The sequence below is a fragment of the Desulfosalsimonas sp. genome (assembly GCF_046483245.1).
GTDB lineage: Bacteria > Desulfobacterota > Desulfobacteria > Desulfobacterales > Desulfosalsimonadaceae > Desulfosalsimonas.
Window position 1 is genome coordinate 16,345 of the sequence record NZ_JAWODO010000114.1, and the last position, 17,909, is coordinate 34,253.

At 55.9% G+C, this 17,909-nt stretch carries 17 protein-coding genes; 12 read left to right on the forward strand and 5 right to left on the reverse strand.

Annotated features, from left to right (window positions below):
* Positions 1–98: 98 nt before the first annotated feature.
* From R6U41_RS10045 to R6U41_RS10065, 5 genes are all read left to right on the forward strand, one after another.
* On the forward strand, positions 99–1,508 hold the full coding sequence (locus R6U41_RS10045) for a cytochrome ubiquinol oxidase subunit I (RefSeq protein ID WP_410269704.1): 1,410 nt from the start codon (positions 99–101) through the stop codon (positions 1,506–1,508).
* Positions 1,495–2,517 (forward strand): cytochrome d ubiquinol oxidase subunit II, encoded by a 1,023-nt coding sequence (gene cydB / locus R6U41_RS10050; RefSeq protein ID WP_410269705.1) that lies wholly within the window; start codon positions 1,495–1,497, stop codon positions 2,515–2,517. The genes R6U41_RS10045 and cydB overlap by 14 nt, the downstream gene beginning before the upstream one ends.
* A gap of 173 nt (positions 2,518–2,690) precedes the next feature.
* Positions 2,691–3,116 (forward strand): Crp/Fnr family transcriptional regulator, encoded by a 426-nt coding sequence (locus R6U41_RS10055; RefSeq protein ID WP_410269706.1) that lies wholly within the window; start codon positions 2,691–2,693, stop codon positions 3,114–3,116.
* Entirely contained in the window at positions 3,113–3,571 is a 459-nt protein-coding gene (locus tag R6U41_RS10060) for an OadG family protein (RefSeq protein ID WP_410269707.1), read from the forward strand. Before R6U41_RS10055 ends, R6U41_RS10060 begins: the two co-directional genes overlap by 4 nt.
* Positions 3,572–3,579: 8 nt before the next feature.
* A complete protein-coding gene (locus tag R6U41_RS10065; RefSeq protein WP_410269708.1) occupies positions 3,580–4,704 on the forward strand; it encodes a sodium ion-translocating decarboxylase subunit beta in 1,125 nt (374 codons plus the stop codon).
* A gap of 33 nt (positions 4,705–4,737) precedes the next feature.
* Here the strand turns inward: R6U41_RS10065 and R6U41_RS10070 are convergent, their stop codons facing one another.
* From R6U41_RS10070 to R6U41_RS10080, 3 genes are all read right to left on the reverse strand, one after another.
* Positions 4,738–6,816, reverse strand: coding sequence for a molybdopterin-dependent oxidoreductase (locus R6U41_RS10070; RefSeq protein ID WP_410269709.1), 2,079 nt, complete (start codon positions 6,814–6,816; stop codon positions 4,738–4,740).
* Positions 6,817–6,904: 88 nt separating this feature from the next.
* Positions 6,905–8,638, reverse strand: a complete 1,734-nt coding sequence (locus R6U41_RS10075; protein ID WP_410269710.1) for an acyl-CoA carboxylase subunit beta — start codon at positions 8,636–8,638, stop codon at positions 6,905–6,907.
* Positions 8,639–8,652: 14 nt separating this feature from the next.
* Positions 8,653–8,868: an acetyl-CoA carboxylase biotin carboxyl carrier protein subunit gene (locus R6U41_RS10080; protein ID WP_410269711.1), complete on the reverse strand. Its 216-nt coding sequence runs from the start codon at positions 8,866–8,868 to the stop codon at positions 8,653–8,655.
* 245 nt (positions 8,869–9,113) lie between these two features.
* On the opposite strand from R6U41_RS10080, the gene R6U41_RS10085 reads away from it, so the two are divergent.
* The 5 genes from R6U41_RS10085 (at position 9,114) to R6U41_RS10105 (ending at position 12,913) form a co-directional block, all read left to right on the forward strand.
* On the forward strand, positions 9,114–9,875 hold the full coding sequence (locus tag R6U41_RS10085; protein ID WP_410269712.1) for an SDR family oxidoreductase: 762 nt from the start codon (positions 9,114–9,116) through the stop codon (positions 9,873–9,875).
* Between the two features lie 34 nt (positions 9,876–9,909).
* Positions 9,910–10,089, forward strand: a complete 180-nt coding sequence (locus R6U41_RS10090) for an SDR family NAD(P)-dependent oxidoreductase (protein WP_410269713.1) — start codon at positions 9,910–9,912, stop codon at positions 10,087–10,089.
* A gap of 119 nt (positions 10,090–10,208) precedes the next feature.
* A complete protein-coding gene (locus R6U41_RS10095) occupies positions 10,209–11,105 on the forward strand; it encodes an EamA family transporter (RefSeq protein WP_410269714.1) in 897 nt (298 codons plus the stop codon).
* Positions 11,106–11,124: 19 nt separating this feature from the next.
* The gene (locus R6U41_RS10100; RefSeq protein WP_410269715.1) at positions 11,125–11,847 is read left to right on the forward strand and encodes an enoyl-CoA hydratase/isomerase family protein; all 723 of its coding nucleotides are present in this window, start codon (positions 11,125–11,127) and stop codon (positions 11,845–11,847) included.
* A 160-nt stretch (positions 11,848–12,007) separates the two neighbouring features.
* Positions 12,008–12,913, forward strand: a complete 906-nt coding sequence (locus R6U41_RS10105; RefSeq protein WP_410269716.1) for an MBL fold metallo-hydrolase — start codon at positions 12,008–12,010, stop codon at positions 12,911–12,913.
* Here R6U41_RS10105 and glpK read toward each other — a convergent pair.
* A complete protein-coding gene (glpK, locus tag R6U41_RS10110; protein WP_410269717.1) occupies positions 12,910–14,421 on the reverse strand; it encodes a glycerol kinase GlpK in 1,512 nt (503 codons plus the stop codon). The genes R6U41_RS10105 and glpK overlap by 4 nt on opposite strands.
* 53 nt (positions 14,422–14,474) lie before the next feature.
* On the reverse strand, positions 14,475–15,674 hold the full coding sequence (locus R6U41_RS10115; RefSeq protein WP_410269718.1) for a M24 family metallopeptidase: 1,200 nt from the start codon (positions 15,672–15,674) through the stop codon (positions 14,475–14,477).
* A 337-nt stretch (positions 15,675–16,011) separates the two neighbouring features.
* Here R6U41_RS10115 and R6U41_RS10120 point away from each other — a divergent pair, with 337 nt between their 5' ends.
* Together R6U41_RS10120 and R6U41_RS10125 are read left to right on the forward strand one after the other, a co-directional pair.
* Complete coding sequence (locus tag R6U41_RS10120; RefSeq protein WP_410269719.1) at positions 16,012–17,595, forward strand: PAS domain S-box protein; 1,584 nt, start codon at positions 16,012–16,014, stop codon at positions 17,593–17,595.
* A 117-nt stretch (positions 17,596–17,712) separates the two neighbouring features.
* Positions 17,713–17,909: ATP-binding cassette domain-containing protein (locus R6U41_RS10125; protein WP_410269720.1), on the forward strand; the 197-nt coding region annotated here is incomplete at its 3' end.

The window sequence follows — 17,909 nt, forward strand, 5'->3', positions numbered from 1 at the left end:
CTGTCCAAAGACGTCCGTCTCCGGGCAGGGACCGGCTTTATGGCGGCCGTTGGCAAATCCCGTGATTTCATTGCCAGCGCAATATAAGGGGGATGATCATGTTTGAAAACCTCGATCCGGTTTTTCTGGCACGAGTGCAGTTTGCCTTTACCGTGTCCTTTCATATTCTTTTTCCGAGCTTTACCATCGGGTTGGCCAGCTGGCTGGCGGTGCTGGAATGGCGGTGGCTGCGGACCGGAAAGCAGGTTTATGCGGATGTCTATAAGATGTGGGTCAAGATCTTTGCCGTGACATTCGGCATGGGCGTGGTTTCCGGGGTGGTGCTCTCCTTTCAGTTCGGCACCAACTGGTCCATATTCTCGGATGCCGGGGGAAACATCATCGGACCGCTTTTGGGCTATGAGGTGCTCACGGCGTTTTTCCTGGAAGCCTCTTTTCTGGGCATCATGCTGTTTGGATGGAACCGGGTCAGCCCGAGGCTGCATTTTGCCGCCACCCTGATCGTGGCTGCCGGCACCCTGGTTTCGGCTTTCTGGATTCTGTCGGCCAACTCCTGGATGCAGACGCCGGCCGGATTCCGGGTGGGAGAGCACGGACTGCTCTATCCCACCGACTGGCTGGAGGTGATTTTCAACCCGTCTTTTCCCTACCGGTTTATCCACATGGTCACGGCCGCCTATTTGACCACCGCCTTTACCGTAGCCGGCATCGGGGCTTTTTATTTGTGGAGAAAACGGCATATTGCCCACGCCCGGGTAATGCTGGGCATGGCCATGATCATGGCCGTCTGTGTGGCCCCGCTTCAGCTTCTTTTCGGAGACATGCACGGCCTGAATACCTTTGCGCATCAGCCGGCCAAGGTCGCGGCCATGGAAGGGCTGTGGGAGACCACCCGGGGCGCGCCCCTGGTGCTTTTCGGCTGGCCGGACCAGGAGGCGGAAATCACCCGGTATGCCGTGGAAGTTCCCAAGCTTTCCAGCCTGATTCTGACCCACAGTCTGGACGGCGAGGTCAGGGGTTTAAAGGCTTGGCCGGAAAACGAGCGCCCGCCTGCCGCGGTTGTGTTCTGGACCTTTCGCATCATGGTGGGCCTGGGCCTGCTTATGATTGCCACCGGGGTGGCCGCCATTGTCCTTTATTTGCGAAAACGCCTGTTTGAAACCAGATGGTTTCAGTACTGGTGCATGGCGCTGACACCAGCGGGTTTTGTGGCGGTTTTGGCCGGCTGGTTTGTCACCGAGGTGGGCCGCCAGCCCTGGATCGTGCAGGGGGTGCTTCGCACCTCGGATGCAGTGTCGCCGGTGATGGCGCAGTCCGTGGCCCTTTCCCTGGCCGCCTTTATTGTGGTTTATCTGTTTGTATTCGGTGCGGGTACCTATTATATCCTGCATTTGATCAACAAAGGGCCCGAGGACGGCGAAGGTGTTTACGGTGGCCACGGCATGGATCAACCGCCCCTTGTCACGGACGTGGCACGAAAAAAAGGAGGCCGTCATGTTCAGTCTTGAAGGTTTTCTGGATCTGCCGCTGATTTGGTATGCCCTGATTGCCACGGCTGTTTTTCTCTATGTTTTGCTCGACGGTTTTGACCTGGGGGTGGGGATCCTGTTTCCCTTTGCCCCCACAGACCAGTGCCGGGATGCCATGATGAATTCAGTGGCGCCGTTCTGGGACGGCAATGAAACCTGGCTCGTGCTGGGCGGCGGCGGGCTGCTGGCCGCCTTTCCCCTGGCTTATGCGGTACTCATGCCGGCTTTTTACATCCCGGTGATTGTCATGCTCCTGGGCCTGATATTTAGGGGGGTGGCATTTGAGTTCCGGTTCAAGGCCCGGGAAAACACCCGGTGGATCTGGGATTATTCCTTTCATTTCGGCTCCCTTGCCGCGGCGTTCATGCAGGGGATCATCATCGGGGCCTTTGTGCAGGGCGTTGAAGTCGCCGGGCGCAGCTATGCCGGCGGCGCATTTGACTGGTTAAACGCCTACAGCCTCATGACCGGGGTGGCCGTTATTTTCGGCTATGCCCTGCTGGGGGCCACCTGGCTGGTCATGAAAACAGAGGACCTCACTCAGCAATGGGCCGCAAAAACCGCTTCCTATACCCTGATTTACCAGGCCTTGTTTCTGGCCGCGGTCAGCGTCAGCATGCCGGCGATCAACGCGGATATCCGGCAGTTGTGGTTCAGTCTGCCCAATGTGTTTTTCCTTGCGCCCCTGCCTGGGGCAAGCGTTGTGCTCATTGTGCTGATCTGGCGGCATCTACGCAGGGGAAAGGAAATCGGTCCGTTTTTGATGAGTTTCGGCCTGTTTTTTACCGGGTATCTCGGCATTGCCATCAGCATGTGGCCCTATCTGGTGCCCTTTGAAATCACCTTTCGCCAGGCCGCGGCCGCACCTGCATCCCAGTCTCTGCTGCTGGTGGGCACGGTTGTTCTGCTGCCGGTGATCCTGGCTTATGTGGCCTATTGTTATTACATTTTCCGGGGCAAGGTCTCCGGGGAGAGCGGTTACTATTGATGGCGCCGTAAAAAGTCCAATATCTGCGTTACGCGCAATTTCTCAGAATTTCACGTACGGCTAAGTACGCTGCATTCTTCGAAATTGCGCAAGCCTTGATCTTGAACTTTTTACGGCACCATCTGAAATCAGACTTTTTACGGTGCCATCATTATTAAAGGAACGAAAACCATATGCATCATTTGGATACCGGACAGATCAAAAAGCTGGAGATTTTTCGGGATCTGCTTCCCAATGAATGGGATCAGCTCTATCCCCTGCTTTCCCATGTATGGGTGATTGAAGGCGAGCAAATGATCCAACAAGGCGATCGGGCCCATTGCTTTTTCGTGATACTGCGGGGGCATTTCATGATCCATTACAATGACGGCCGCGCCATTACGCTGAACCAGAAGGGCGATATCATCGGCTGGTCATCTGTGAGCTTTCCCGCTGAATACATGGCAAACGTCACCGCACTGACAAAGGGGGAACTGCTTTGCATGTCTGGCCCTGAGTTTCTGGAACTGCTCCAGAGCAATCCCGGGCTTGTGGAAAAAGTGCTTAAAAAAATCAACAAATTTATTCAAACCAGACCCCAGATCGGTTATCTGCAATGAAAGGCTTGGAGGCCATATCCCATTATCACGGCGTTTCCCTGGCGGTACTGGGCGTAACTGTTGTGTTTATCGCCCTGGTTGTGCTGGCGGTCATTATTTCCCGGCTTCATGTGGTGCTTGGTGTATGGGAAAACCCAAAAGCCTGGCTGAATCGGGTGCGGCTTTGGTTTTTTCCGGAAAAACCGGAAAAAACCGAACCGCCGGGGCCGTATTTTGATGATATCCATGAATCGGCCCGGCAGCTCAATCTTTTGATTCATGCCATCGGCGAGCCGTTTTCGCTTCCGGCCTTAATCGAGAAGGCGGAAAAAATCGGCATTTCCCATGCCCACTCCGTGGTCAGCCATTTAATTGTCAGCCACTTAATTGTCCCGGATCAAAAGGGCTATTTTTACTGGAATCAGAAGGAATGCGACAGGCTTTTGGGCAAAGGCCGGAAAAAGACAAAGGATTGATACGATAAATGGATAAATTCTTCTATTTTATAAATCAGACGGGTTTTGCCAATATCGAGATCTCCAGCCTGGCCATGATGGGCATCGGCCTTTTCCTTTTGTATCTGGGCATTGCCAAAAAATACGAACCCCTGCTGCTAGTGCCCATCAGCTTTGGCATCCTCCTGGTCAATTTTCCCCTGTCTCCCATGATGGCCCAGCCCGAAAACGGCCAGCCCGGCGGCCTGTTGCATTACCTTTACCTGGGCATTGAGCTGGGGATTTATCCGCCGTTGATTTTTATGGGAATCGGGGCGCTGACCGATTTTTCCCCGCTGATTTCCAACCCCAAAACCCTGCTGCTGGGCGCTGCGGCCCAGGCCGGGATATTTGCCACTTTCCTGGCCATGCTGGCCCTGGGGTTTACGGACCTGGAGGCGGCGGCCATAAGCATTATCGGCGGTGCAGACGGGCCAACGGCCATTTATCTGTCCTCGCAGATGGCCCCGCATCTGCTCGGGGCCATCTCGGTTGCCGCCTATTCCTATATGGCCCTTGTGCCCATGATCCAGCCGCCCATCATGCGGCTTTTGACCACCAAAAAAGAACGCATGATCGAAATGCAGGAACTCCGGGAAACCTCCAGGCGCGAAAGAATTCTTTTTCCCATTATTGTCATCCTGGTCACCGGCCTGTTTCTGCCCACGGCCCTGCCGCTTCTGGGCATGCTCATGCTGGGCAACCTTTTCCGGGAATGCGGTGTCACTGACCGTTTGAGCAAGGCCGCCCAGAACGAGCTCAACAATATCATTGTCATTTTCCTGGGCCTGACAGTGGGAGCCAAGTGCAGTGCCTATTATTTTCTCACCGTTGAGACCATCCAGATCCTGATATTCGGCCTGGTGGCCTTCAGCATCGGCACGGCCACCGGGGTGCTCATGGGAAAACTCATGTGCCTGGCCACAGGCGGCAAGGTCAATCCCCTTATCGGGGCGGCAGGGGTTTCAGCGGTTCCCATGTCCGCGAGGGTCTGCCAGACCGTGGGCCAGGAGGACAACCCGTCGAATTTTCTGCTCATGTTTGCCATGGGACCCAATGTGGGCGGGGTCATCGGCTCGGCCGTGGCCGCGGGCATTTTTCTTGCGGTGCTCTAGCTGTTCAAATCCTGCGTCAAAAGATGATTTTTTTCAGGCCGGCCTGATCCGACAGGCAATGGCGCGCATCCGAGGGGTGCCGAACTGGCGGCCCAGGGTGTTGGCTGACGTGAGCATGTTGAAATTGGCCGCCTGCCAGGATTGGCGCCTGTGTGCGCCGGATTCCAAAAACCACCACCCGTGCACGGCGCACACCACTTCAGGGGAAACCTCCGGGGTGAGCAAAGCGGTCTGGACAATGGACCCTTTTCGGGTTTCAATGCGAACCTGGCTGCCGTTGGTGATGCCCAGGGACTTTGCCGTGTCCGGATGAATCCGGATTTCGGGCACAGGTTCGCGCCGGCGCAGGCTTTTGATCCACCGGTAGGATGAGTGCAGGTAATTGGGGCTTTTGGCGCTTGTGAGCAAAAGGGGATAGTCTGCATCCGGCAGGTCCGCAGGCGGCCTGTATTGGGGCAAAGCTTCGGCTCCCAGCTTTTCAGCATTTTCCATGGCCAGCTCCACCCTGCCCGAGCGGGTGGAAAAGCCTTTTTTTTCGTAAAGCCGAAATCCCTGCTCGCCTGTCAGAAATCCTTTTTCCACGAAACTTTCCCAGTCATGCCCCGAGGGGGCAATCAGGGATTCCAGAATCTGTTCGTAATTGTTAAACCAAAGATTCGGGTCTGTGAGGCGGCGGCCCAGGTCATTTATCACTGCCATGTCCGGCCGGCATTGTCCCGGGGGATCCACGAGTTTGGGCCGGGCCAGGACAATGCCGTGGCCCAGGCCGTAGTGGCCGATATCATCGAATTCAAACGCCGTGGCCGCGGGCAGCACCACGTCTGCCAGGGCGGCCGTAGGGGTCATGACCACGTCTGCCACAGCCAGAAAATCCAGTTTCAGAAGCGCCTTGCGGGTCATTTCCGAATCCGCGTACGATAGCATGGGATTGGTGCATTGCATGTAGGCCGCGCGCACCGGGTAGGGGGTATGGTCGAGGACCGCTCGCCGGAAAAACGCCGGGGGCACGGTCATGAGCATGGGACTGGTTGTGTAGGCGGCGTTGAGGCATTGAGTACGCTTGTCGGGCAGCAGGTCAGCGCGCACGAATTTGCCCGGGGCCAGGAGCCTGGGCTCGGCCGCCCGGATATTGCCGCCGGGCACATCCAGGTTGCCGCACACCGCCATCAGCGAGACAATGCACCGGATGGTGTCAAAGGCTTGGGGGGTTTGTTCCACGGCGTTTCCCCAGGCCGTGCATGCGGGCCGTGCCCGGCCGTAGGCCCGGGCCGCGGAAATGATTTGCGCTTTGTCCACTCCGGTCACGGATTCGGCCCATTGCGGGTCAAAGGCTTTGACATGGGCAGCCAGGGCCTCAAAGCCCGTGCACCAGTTTTGGACAAAATGGTTGTCATAAAGGCCTTCTTCGATGATGACGTGCAGAAAGCCAAGGGCCAGGGCGCAGTCGGTGCCGGGACGCAGCTGCACGTGGAAATTCGCCTGCCCGGCAAGGGCGGTTTTTCTCGGATCAATGACCATCAGGTCCGCACCCCGCCGGATCCGGGCGGTGATCTGGGAGTTGATAATCCCCTCTTCATTGGTGGCCCGGGTGTTGCTGCCCCACAAAACAATGAGATCGCTTCTGCGGTGAACGTCGGCCACCGGGTAAAAACCGCACATGTGCCGGCCGGTGAGTTCCCTGGGCGCGTGACAGACATCCTGGACCGCTACCACGTTGGGAGAGCCGAATGTGTTGGCCAGGCGGATCAGGGCAAAGTGCTCCAGCCCCTTGGGCATGCCCTGGCAGAACGCCGCGGACCTGGCCCCGTGCTCCTGCCGGGCTTGATCCAGGCCTCGGGCCGTGGCATCCAGTGCCTCCGGCCAGGTGGCCTTGCGCCACTGGTTGGAGCCCCGGGGCCCGGTGCGGATCAGGGGGGTTTTGAGCCTGTGGGGGCTTTCATGGATTTCCGCCAGGGCCCGGCCCTTGGGGCAGCTATAGCCCTGGTTGAGAAATCCTTCCGGATCACCGGTGATGCCGGTGATTTTTCCGCCTTTGGTTTTTACGTTAAGGGCGCATCCCCCGTGGTCCATCCGGCTGCAATGGGTTTTGTGCCATTTGCTTTGATTGTCCATGGCAAAACCTCTTGATTTTTGTCCCGGTTACGGCACCATCTGAAATCAGACTTTTTACGGTGCCATCAAGATTGATGGTATTACGGTGTCAGCCCCGGATGATCCGCGGCAGGATCATGTTATGCTGGGGGCAGATGGACCTCGGGTTCTGGTAGGCGGATTCGGCAAAAGCCTCCAGGTATCCGCGTATTTCATTTAAGTCCGCCACCTCGTCGAGCAGCCCGGTTTTGGCGCAAAACAGGGGCCGCGAGGTTTCGTGATATTTTTCCACCAGCTCGTTCATTTTTTCAATGGTGGGTTCAAGAGGCTTTCCCGCCTGCTGATCCTTGATCAGGCGTCGGGTATAGGCGGCAACAGCCGCGGTTTCCCCGTGCATCACGTATATCTCTGTGGCTGCCGTGCCCAGGGTAAAGGCGTTTTGCCGGTTGGCTGTGGGCCCGCCCAGCAGGTAGTGGGCCGCAGCTGAGCCTTTGCGCAGGGTCACCAGCATCATGGGCAGGTCGGTTTGCTGGATCGAATAGATCAGGCTCTGGCCCAGGCCCAGCAGCTCGGCTTTTTCCGCCTGGTTGCCCACGTCAACACCGCTAGTGTCCTGAAACCAGATAACAGGGAGCCGGTCTCTGGCGCACAGGGTCACAAATTCGTTTATCTTGATGAGCCCCTGCCGGTAGAGCTTGCCGCCAATGCCCGGATAATCGGCATATTCCGGATACCCCTTGGGCAAAAGACCCTGCCGGTTGCCGATGCAGCCAAAGGCCAGTCCGTTTATCTTCACTATGCCGGTGTAGACCTCCGGGCCGTAGTCGGGCCGGAATTCCATGTGGTGGCCTGCGTCCACCAGCCGGGCCAGGATTTCTTCAAACACGTAGGTTCGTTTGGGATTGGCCGGCAGCAGGGTGTAGAGATCATCTGCGGGCAGGGCGGGTTTCTGTGGTTCATCAACCCGAAAAAAATCAAGTTCATAGGCGGGCAGTTTTTTCATGTACTCGCGCATGGCCGCCAGCACTTCTTCTTCCTTGTCAAAGACAAATCTGAAAAATCCGGTTTCATCGCAATGGATGTCCACGGTGCCCGGGGGGCTGGCCTGGTGCTTTTGGGCCGCGTCAATGAGTTCCTGTGCGGATTGGGTGTCAAAATAGCCCTTGGGGCTCATGCCGCTGACAATGCCGGCGCCGCCCACGGCAATGTTGCAGTTTTGGTGGGCAAACAGGATCGTGGGGCTGGCGGCCTGGTATCCGCCGCCGGCCGGGTTTGTTCCGTAAATGCCGGCCAGGATGGGAATGCCCATCTGCTCGAGTTCCGCATGCCGGTAAAACGTGGTGCCCGAGCATCTGCGACCAGCATAGAATTTTTCCTGCTCCGGCAGCTTGACCCCGCTGCAGTTGACCACCCATATCAGCGGCAGGTTCAGTCGTTTGGCCAGGTCCGTGACCCGCAGGATGTTTTCCGGCTGGCCCGGCACCCAGGCGCCGGCCAGGTACTTGTTGTCAAAACCGATGACCACGGCCCACCGGCCGTTGATTTTCGCCAGCCCGTCAACCACGTTGGTGGTGCAGTCGCTGTTGTCAGCCGGATTGTACAGGGTGTGCAGGGGCCGCCATGTGCCTTCGTCCACAAGGATTTCAAGGCGCTGCCAGATGGTGAGCTGGCCCCGGGAATTGATTTTTTCCCCAGACAGGCCGAATTGCCGGGTCTGCTCTTTGGCTTCGCGGATTTCGGCCTCCTGTTTTTGCAGGGCCTCTGCGCTGTCGCGGTTTCTGTCCCGGACCTTGTCCTTGAGCGACTTTCCCAGGACATCCATGTTTTTAAAATACCTGTGCATGCGCCCACCTCGTTTTATTCCAGGGTCATCAGGACATCGTCTTCGTCAACATTGTCTCCGGGTTTAACTTTGATTTCCGCGATAGTGCCGCCGGCTGATGCATAAACAGAGGTTTCCATTTTCATGGCCTCCAGGACCATGATTTCGTCGTCTTCCTCCACTGTATCGCCCGGGCTGACCAGAACGGAAATTACCTTTCCGGCCATGGGGGCTCTGATTTGTTCTGCCATAACGCCTCCGGATGTATTGTTGGGTTAAGGGTTGGAAAAAACGGTCTTCAAGGTCATTATTTACCGAAGGGGGCGGACACGGGTCAACAAAAAAATAACGAGCGCTCGCTTTTTTTATTGACCCGTGCACGGTTTCATCTTTACAAGTTCTGTGATAAATTTGTATAGATATAATAGTAAACCGCGTATACCCAATTTGCAACCTGTGAGTGAACCCCTGTGCAATCAAAAGGAGGAATATTGTTATGATTTCTTTTTCCCTGGAAAACAAGGTCGCCCTGATCACCGGTGCCAGTCGGGGTATCGGAGAGGCCATTGCCGTTACCCTGGCTGATTACGGGGCCGCTTGTATCCTGGTGAGCCGAAAGATCGACGCCCTGCGGCAAGTGCAGGAGAAAATCGAGCAAAGGGGCGGCAAAGCCGAGTCCATTAGCTGCAACATGGGATATTACGACCAGATCGAAAACCTATTTGCACAGGTCAGGGAAAAATACGGAAAGCTGGACATCCTGGTCAACAATGCCGCCACCAACCCCTACTTCGGAGAGATGCTCAACGCGCCTGAATCGGCCTTTAACAAAACCGTGGAAGTCAATCTCAAGGGCCCCTTTTTCATGATCCAGAATGCAGCCAAACTCATGGCGGAGAACAACTCCGGCGGCGCCATTGTCAATGTTTCTTCCATCAACGGCGTGAGCCCCGCACCCTTTCAGGGCGTCTACTCCATGACCAAAGCCGCCATGATCTCCATGACCAAGGGCTATGCCAAGGAACTGGCGCCGAAAAACATCCGGGTCAACGCCCTTTTGCCGGGCTTTACCCAAACCAAGTTTTCCTCGGCACTCATGGAAAACAAGGAATTTTATGATTCCGTCATTGAACGCATCCCCATGAACCGCCACGCCTCCCCCGAGGAAATGGCCGGCGCGGTTCTCTACCTGGTTTCGGATGCGGCCTCTTTTACCACCGGTGAAACCATCGCCTGCGACGGCGGAGCCCTTTCCTGATACATACCGGACCTTATTATAAGACGGGGAAAAAATGGATCTGAAAGAAAAAGTGGTAGTGGTGACCGGCGGGGCCAGCGGCATTGGTGCGGCCCTTTGCCGGTGTTTTGCCCAAAACGGGGCACGGGCTGTGGTGGCCGCGGATATGGGAAATCAATGTCTCGCAGATGATCAATTGCAGGGCGGGATTTGCGGATCTGCAGGAGATTTTTGAAAACCTGCATGCCGGGAATTCCGAAATTGTCAAGGCGGTTGTGCGGCCGTCAACCCGTAAAATTGATGGTTTCGTAAAAAGCTTTTTACGGAAGTATCAAATATAGAAAAGAGGCTTTTATGGCGTATTTGTGGGGTGTAACGGTTTTATGGGCATTTTCCTTCAGCCTGATCGGGGTCTATCTTTCAGGGCAGGTGGACAGTTATTTTGCGGTTTTTTCGCGCACGTTTCTGGCAAGCCTGATGTTTCTGCCCTTTATCCGATGGAAAAAGGTGCCGTGGAACCTGGCTGTCCGGCTCATGGGTATTGGTGCGGTCCAGCTAGGGGTGATGTTTATCTGTTTTTATCATTCCTTTTCCTTTTTAAGCGTGCCCGAAGTCGTGTTTTTTACCGTTTTTACGCCGATTTATATCGCTTTGCTCTATGACGCGGCCCGGCGCCGGTTTACCTTCTGGTATCTGGTGACCGCAGGGGTTGCCGTTGCAGGGGCGGCCCTGATCCGCTACAATCCACTCAGCCAGGATTTTGTGGCCGGCTTTTTGCTGGTCCAGGGGGCCAATGTCTGTTTTGCAGTGGGGCAGGTGGGGTATAAAAATCTCATGGAGAAGCGCCGGGAGGCGGGAATGCAGGTTTTTGCCCAGCACTCGGTGTTCGGGTTTTTTTATATCGGCGCCATGGCAGTGGCGGTTTCTGCCTGGCTGATTTGGGGGGATATGGCCATGATGCCGCAGACAACCGTTCAATGGGGTGTTTTGCTGTGGCTGGGCGTGGCGGCATCTGGCATCGGGTATTTTCTCTGGAACAAGGGGGCCACCCTGGTCAATGCCGGCGCGCTTGCTATCATGAACAACGCCCTGGTGCCCGCAGGTCTTGTGGTCAACCTAGTGATCTGGAACCGGGAGGTGGATCTGCTGCGTTTGCTTGCCGGCGGCGGCCTGATCCTTCTGGCCCTGTGGTTTAACGAATCCTGGGTCAAGCCGAGAGTGGAAAAACAAAGGCTGTGGGCAAAGGGATAGCGCAAACGGAGTATTGATTATGGCGATTGTATACAGACAGATGGATGAGGGCGTGGCTGTTGTTTATATGAACAACAAGGAAAACCTGCAGGATCTGGGGTTTGCCCGGGCCTTGAATGCTGTTTTGGACGAGGCCGTGGCAGATACCGAGACCCGGGCTGTTGTGCTGACCAGCTCGGATCCCAAGTTTTTTTCAAACGGGATTCACGTCAACTGGCTGATGGAAAAGTATGCCGCCCAGGAATTTCAGGCTATCCGGGATTTCTGCTACGGCATGGATGAAGTGTTTAAAAAGCTGCTGCTGGCACCGGTGCCCACCATTGCCGCCATCAACGGCCATGCATTCGGCAATGGCGCCATTTTGTCCTGCGCCTGCGATTTCCGGTTCATGAAATCCGACCGGGGTTTTTTCTGCTTTCCAGAAGTGGACCTGGGCATTCCGTTTCTGCCGGGTATGGACGCCTTTATTGAAAAGGCCGTGCCCCGCTGGAAGTTCAACGAGTTAAAGCTCACCGGCCGGCGGGCCACGGCCCCGGAACTGGAAGCCCATCACGTGATTGAAAAAGCCTGCGACAACGCCGAACACCTCATTGCGGAAACCATGGGATTTGCCAAATCTTTCAACAAAAAGCGCGGCATTTTTGCAGAGCACAAAAAACGGATGCACGGCAGAATCATTGAAATCATTGACCGCGAAAATCCAGAGCATATTGATGCGGTTAACCTGATGGTCAGTGAATAAGGATGGCGCCGTAAAAGTCCAATATCTGCGTTATACGCAATTTCTCAGAATTTCACGTACGGATAAGTACGCTGCATTCTTCGAAATTGCGCAAGCCTTGATCTTGAACTTTACGGCACCATCTGAAAGCTTTTTACGATGCCATCAATAAGGAGGTTGTATGAAAATCAAGGAGCCGGGAAAAGTAACCGATCGCATCACGTTGCTGGGCCGGCGGGAATCCAATGTATATCTGCTCGACGGCGGCACCGAGGCAGCCATCATCGGCGGGGGGATGGTCTACATCGTGCCCGAAGTCCTGGACCAGATCCGGGAGATGGCCGTGGATCCGGAAAAAATCAAAAAAATCGTGATCCTTCATTCCCATTTTGATCACTGCGGCATTGTGCCGTTTTTCAAAAAACAGTGGCCCCGGGCGATTGTGGCCGCATCCGCGCCGGCAAAGGCCATGCTGGCCAAACCAAAGGTGATTGAAACCATCAATGCCATGAATCATGAGGCCCTAAAACGCCGGGGTCGGCTCGATGATGCGAAAGAAAAAGGATATGCCGATTTTGAGGGCATCGAGGTGGAGCAGGTGCTTGAAGACGGGCAGAATATCGCCTGCGGGGATCTGACCCTGGAGATCTTGTCGGTGCCGGGTCATTCATCGTGTTCCATTGCCGTGTACGTGCCTGAGCAAAAAGCCCTGTTTGCCTCGGATGCCGGCGGCATTGAAGCCGGAGACGAGATTTTTACCGCGGCCAATTCCGATTTTGACAAGTACCAGCAAAGCCTTGAAAAAATGGCGGGCCTAGATATTGCCGTCTACCTTGCCGAGCATTATGGCGCGCGAACAGGCCGGGATGCGGCAGATTTTTTAAATCGGTCCATTAATGCCGCAGCCGAATTCCGCACCCGGATCGAGCAGTCCCTGGCCCAAACCGGTGATCCGGAAAAAACCGCAAAGGACCTGGTTGCCGAAAAAATGGAAAACTCGCCCTCGGATCTGCTGCCCGCCGAGATCATTTCCATGATTGTCGGGCAGATGGTTTATTTTGTGGCCAAACAAAAGGGGCTGGCCTAGTCGATCCAGTTTAAGGTCCGGTCCACGGCTTTTTTCCAGTTTTTGACGTCCTTTTTGCGCTGTTTTTTAGACATCTGCGGCTGCCAGGTCTTGTCCAGAGCCCAGTTTTCCTTGAGCTCCCCGATGCCGGAGGCAAACCCGCTGGCCAGGGCGGCCGCAGACGCGGCACCCAGGGCCGTGGTTTCCGTGATTTTGGGCCGGGCCACCGGGAGGCCCAGGATGTCTGCCTGAAACTGCATCAAAAGCTCGTTTACCACCATACCGCCGTCCACCTTGAGGTTGTCCATTTTGACCCCGGAATCCTTTTCCATGGCTTCGGCCACGTCCAGGGTCTGGTAGGCCACGGCTTCAAGCACGGCCCTTGCGATATGGCCCCGCTTGATAAACCGGGTCAGGCCAACGATCACCCCTCGGGCGTCCGATCGCCAGTACGGCGCAAACAGCCCGGAGAAAGCCGGCACAATGTAGGCGCCGCCGTTATCGGCAACCGACCGGGCCAGGGGCTCGATTTCCGCGGCATGCTCGATGAATTTCAAATTGTCCCGCAGCCACTGCACCAGGGCGCCGGCAACGGCAATGGAGCCTTCAAGGCAGTAGACCGGTTTCTGGCCGCGCACCTGGTAGGCCACGGTGGTGAGCATGCCGTGGCGGCTGGCCACCGGCTCGGTACCTGTGTTTAAGAGCAGAAAGCATCCGGTGCCGTATGTGTTTTTGGCTTCCCCGACCTCAAAGCAGGCCTGGCCCACCAGGGCGGCCTGTTGATCGCCCAGGGCTCCGCAGACCGGAACTTCCGCCCCCAGAGGGCCGTCTTTGCGTGTGGTGCCCCAGGTGTCGGAGTCAATGGAGGGCACGATGCGTGGCAGGATGGATTCAGGGATGTTTAAGGCGTTGAGGATCTGCTCATCCCAGGACAGGTTCTCAAGGTTCATGAGCATGGTGCGGCTTGCGTTTGTCACATCCGTGACATGCGAACCCCCTCCGGGCCCGCCGGTGAGCCACCAGATAATCCAGGACTCCACCGTGCCGAACATGGCCTGGCCCTTTTCCGCACCCTTGCGCGCAGGCTCGCAGTTATCGAGTATCCAGCGCAGTTTCGGCCCGGCAAAATAGGTGGACAGCGGAAGCCCGGTTTTATCCCTAAACCGGTTCTGCCCCCCATGCTCGGCTAAGCGGTTGCACATCTCGTCTGTGCGGGTATCCTGCCAGACAATGGCGTTCATGTAGGGCTTGCCGGTGCGGCTGTCCCATACCAGGGTGGTTTCGCGCTGGTTGGTAATGCCCACCGCCTCGATGTCGGATCCCTTCAGCCCGGTTTTGGCAAGGGCCCCGCGCATGACATCGCCGGTGTTTTCCCAGATTTCCACGGGATTGTGCTCCACCCAGCCCGGTTTGGGAAATATCTGCTCATGCTCCTTCTGGGCCGATCCCACGATCCGGCCCCGCCGGTCAAAAACAATAAAGCGGCTGCTGGTGGTGCCCAGGTCCAAAGCCCCGATGTAATCACCCATGGCTGCAAACCTCCTTTGGTTTGAGTTGACCAATGGACTTCAAATTTGTCCGATCATACGACCGTGATTTCTTCCGGATACCCGCCGAGCTGTTTGAGCCCGTTTTGGGTGACCACATGGGTGTTTTCGATTCCCACCACGCCTTTTTTTGGAAAAATCACTTTGGGTTCCAGGGCAATGATCATCCCGGGTTCCAGGGCCAGGTTCTGCCCCCGGGCAAGAAACGGGAATTCATCCAGCTCCAGGCCGATGCCATGGCCCACAAACCGGATGCGCTGCTCACCCGTGCCCATAAAATAGTCGCCCAGGCCCTTGTCTTCGGTCATGTTCAGGGCCAGTTCGTAAAGATCACCGGCGGCTGTGCCCGGCAGGGCGGCTTTTTTTACGGCCTCCTGGATATCGAGCATCACCTGGTGAGCGGCCGTCAGGTCGCCGGGAAGTTCCCCCATGGAATAAATCCTGGCGTGATCCGAATTGTAGCCCTCAAACGCAAAAACCATGTCCACAAGCACGGGCTCGTTTCTGCCCACGGGCCGCATGCCTGCTCCCTGGGCCACAGAGGCATTGACACCGGCCCCGCCGGTGGGCGAAGACAGATAGCTCGGCACGGCAGCCGCAGGCCCGGCCATGACGTGGCCGTAAAACAGCTCAGCCCCCCACAGCCGCATGCGCACAATGCCCTGGTGTCCCATTTTTCTGGCCTCGGCTTCAATGCGTCCGGCCAGTTCAACTTCTGAAATGCCTTCTTTTAGCAGATCCGGCACACAGGCCGCCAGGCGGTCGGAAAACTTGGCTGCGGTACGGATTTTTTCGATTTCATAGTCTGATTTCACCGCGCGGATCATCCGGATGGCGACGCTGATATCCGTGATTTCCGTGTTTTCAAACAGCCGGGTGAAATTGAAATACAGGTTTGCCGGCAAAACATCGAGTTCCATGCCGAGTCTTGTCGGCAGATCAATGCCGTGCCGGCCCAGGATGTCTGGAATCTGTTTGGGGCTGGAAAGGGAAACAACCTGGTTGAGGGCCGATTCCGCCCTGGCGCGCTCAATATCCTTTCTAACCATGAGCACGGCCTCGCCTTCGGCCGGGATAAAGAGATGGGCCTGCTGGATTGTTCCGCTGAAGTAGAACAGATCAGCATTCTGAAGGATCAGGGCGCCCTGGATCTGTTTTTCCTGCAGGTGCTGCTGAAGTTTTCGCACCCGGGCGTATAGTTCGTCCGGCGGGGTGGAGCGGGCGAAAGTGTCCATAAGTGCGGCACCTTTCTTTGTGTAAGGAGATTTGTACGGCTATCTATTTAGTGCCTGAACGAAAACCGTCTTTTTCGCCAATCTCTGCGTCCGGCTCAAATTTTAATCCTCAAAATACGTCGAGTATTCCTGCGGTTAAAATTTTCGCCGTCCTTGACCTTGACGAAAAATCCTGGTTTTCTTTCGGGCACTGTTTATCCTTGTCATTGCCGGCCCGGCCTGTCAAGCTGGTTTGCGGTTTTTTTAGCGCCAAAACAGTTGCATAGTCATGGATAACCTGTTAATATATATTTAAAAAACATGCCTTTTTTTCCAAAACCCCGTTCAGGCTGCGCCCATGAGCCCAAAATCGTCCTATGAGCAGATGAAAAATCAGATGCAGGAATTAAGCCGGGAAGCAGAGCGTTGCCGGACTGCCGAGTCGGCATTTCAGGCCCAAAAAGCTTACCTGGAGGCCCTGCATGAGACATCCCTGGGACTGATTGCCAAAATCGACAAGGAAGAGCTTCTGGAAAATATTCTGGACCGGGCCTCTTTTCTGACCGGCACGGAGCACGGGTTTATTTATCTGCACGAACCCGGCACCCGCTACATGCAGATGCAGATGGGCAAGGGATTTTTCAGGGGCCAGCTGGGCCGGCAGGTGGTCCGGGGTCAGGGCCTGGGCGGCCGGGTATGGGAAACCGAAGCGGTTCTGCTCGTTGATGACTATCAGGTCTGGCCCGGGCGTATCCCGGACAAAAAGCTTGACCGGCTCGGCTCCGTGGTCGGCATCCCGCTGAAGTCTGAGGCGGAAGTGGCGGGCGTGATCGGTCTTGCCCATGTGGAAAAGGGCCGGTGTTTTACAAAAGAGGATGTAAGCGTGCTGGAGCGCTTTGCCGCCCTGGCCCTGATAGCTCTTCAAAAGGCCCGGCTGTATGCCGACGTGCGCCGGGAACTGGCCGAGCGAAAGCGGGCCGAGGCGGTTTTGCGGGAAAGCGAAGCCCGGTACCGCACCCTTTTGGAATCTTCGCCGGATCCCATTGTGGTCTATGACATGAAAGGTATTGCCACTTATGTCAACCCGGCTTTTGAAACCACCTTCGGGCTGTCGAGAAACGAGCTGCTGGGTAAACGCATCGATTTCGTGCCCGAGGAAAGCCGGGCCGAAACCCGGCAGGCCATTGAAAGGATGCTTTCCGGCCAGACCATCAATCTTTTCGAAACCCGGCGTCTGACCAGAGACGGCCGGGTGCTCGACGTTCAGATTTCCTCCACCCTGTATGCGGGCGCAGACGGCAAGCCGGCGGGCAACATCGTGATCCTGCGCGATATCAGTGCGCAAAAGCAGGCGGAAAGAAAGCTGCAGCAGTACCGCGACCAGCTCGAAAAATTGGTGGCAGAGCGCACGGCAGAACTCGAAGGCTCCAACAGGGCCCTTGAGCAGGAAATCGAGGAGCGCAGGCAGGCTGAACATTCCCTGCAGCAAAACCAGAAGGACCTGCGCGCCCAGTCCCATCATCTCGAGGAGGTCAATACCGCCCTGCGGGTTCTTTTAAACCAGCATGAGCGCGACCAGCGGGGGCTTAGCGAAATGGTGCGTAGAAACGTGGAGCAACTCGTCCATCCCTACCTGGAAAAAATCATGAATACACGCCTGGATACCCGCCAGAAGACGCTTTTGCAGATCCTGGAGACAAACCTGGACAATATCGTATCCCCGTTTATCAACAGACTGGCCGGTCGAACCGGAAATTTCACGCCCATGGAGATCCGCGTGGCCGATCTGATCAAGGCGGGCAAAACCAATGACGAGATTGCAGAAGTGCTTCTGGTTTCCAAAAATACCGTATTGTTTCATCGGCACAACCTCAGAACCAAATTGGATATAAAAAACAAGAAGATAAATCTCCGCGCCCATTTGCTTTCCCTTGAAAAATAGGGGGTATAACCCGCTATTTTGCCGCTATTGTCTATACTTGACTTTAATCTCCAATCATTTAAATCTTAAACCCAGAAAACGCATAATTTCTCCCTCACCCCAAATTGAGAGAATTGTATGCCGAATTTAAGCGTATCCGATGTAACCCTCACCTTCGGCGGACTGCACGCCCTTTCTTCTGTAAACCTGGAAATCGAAACCGGACAGATCACCTCCATTATCGGGCCCAATGGTGCGGGCAAAACCAGTTTGCTGAATTGTATTTCAGGATTTTATCATCCCACCAGGGGCGATATTCATTACAACGGCCAAAG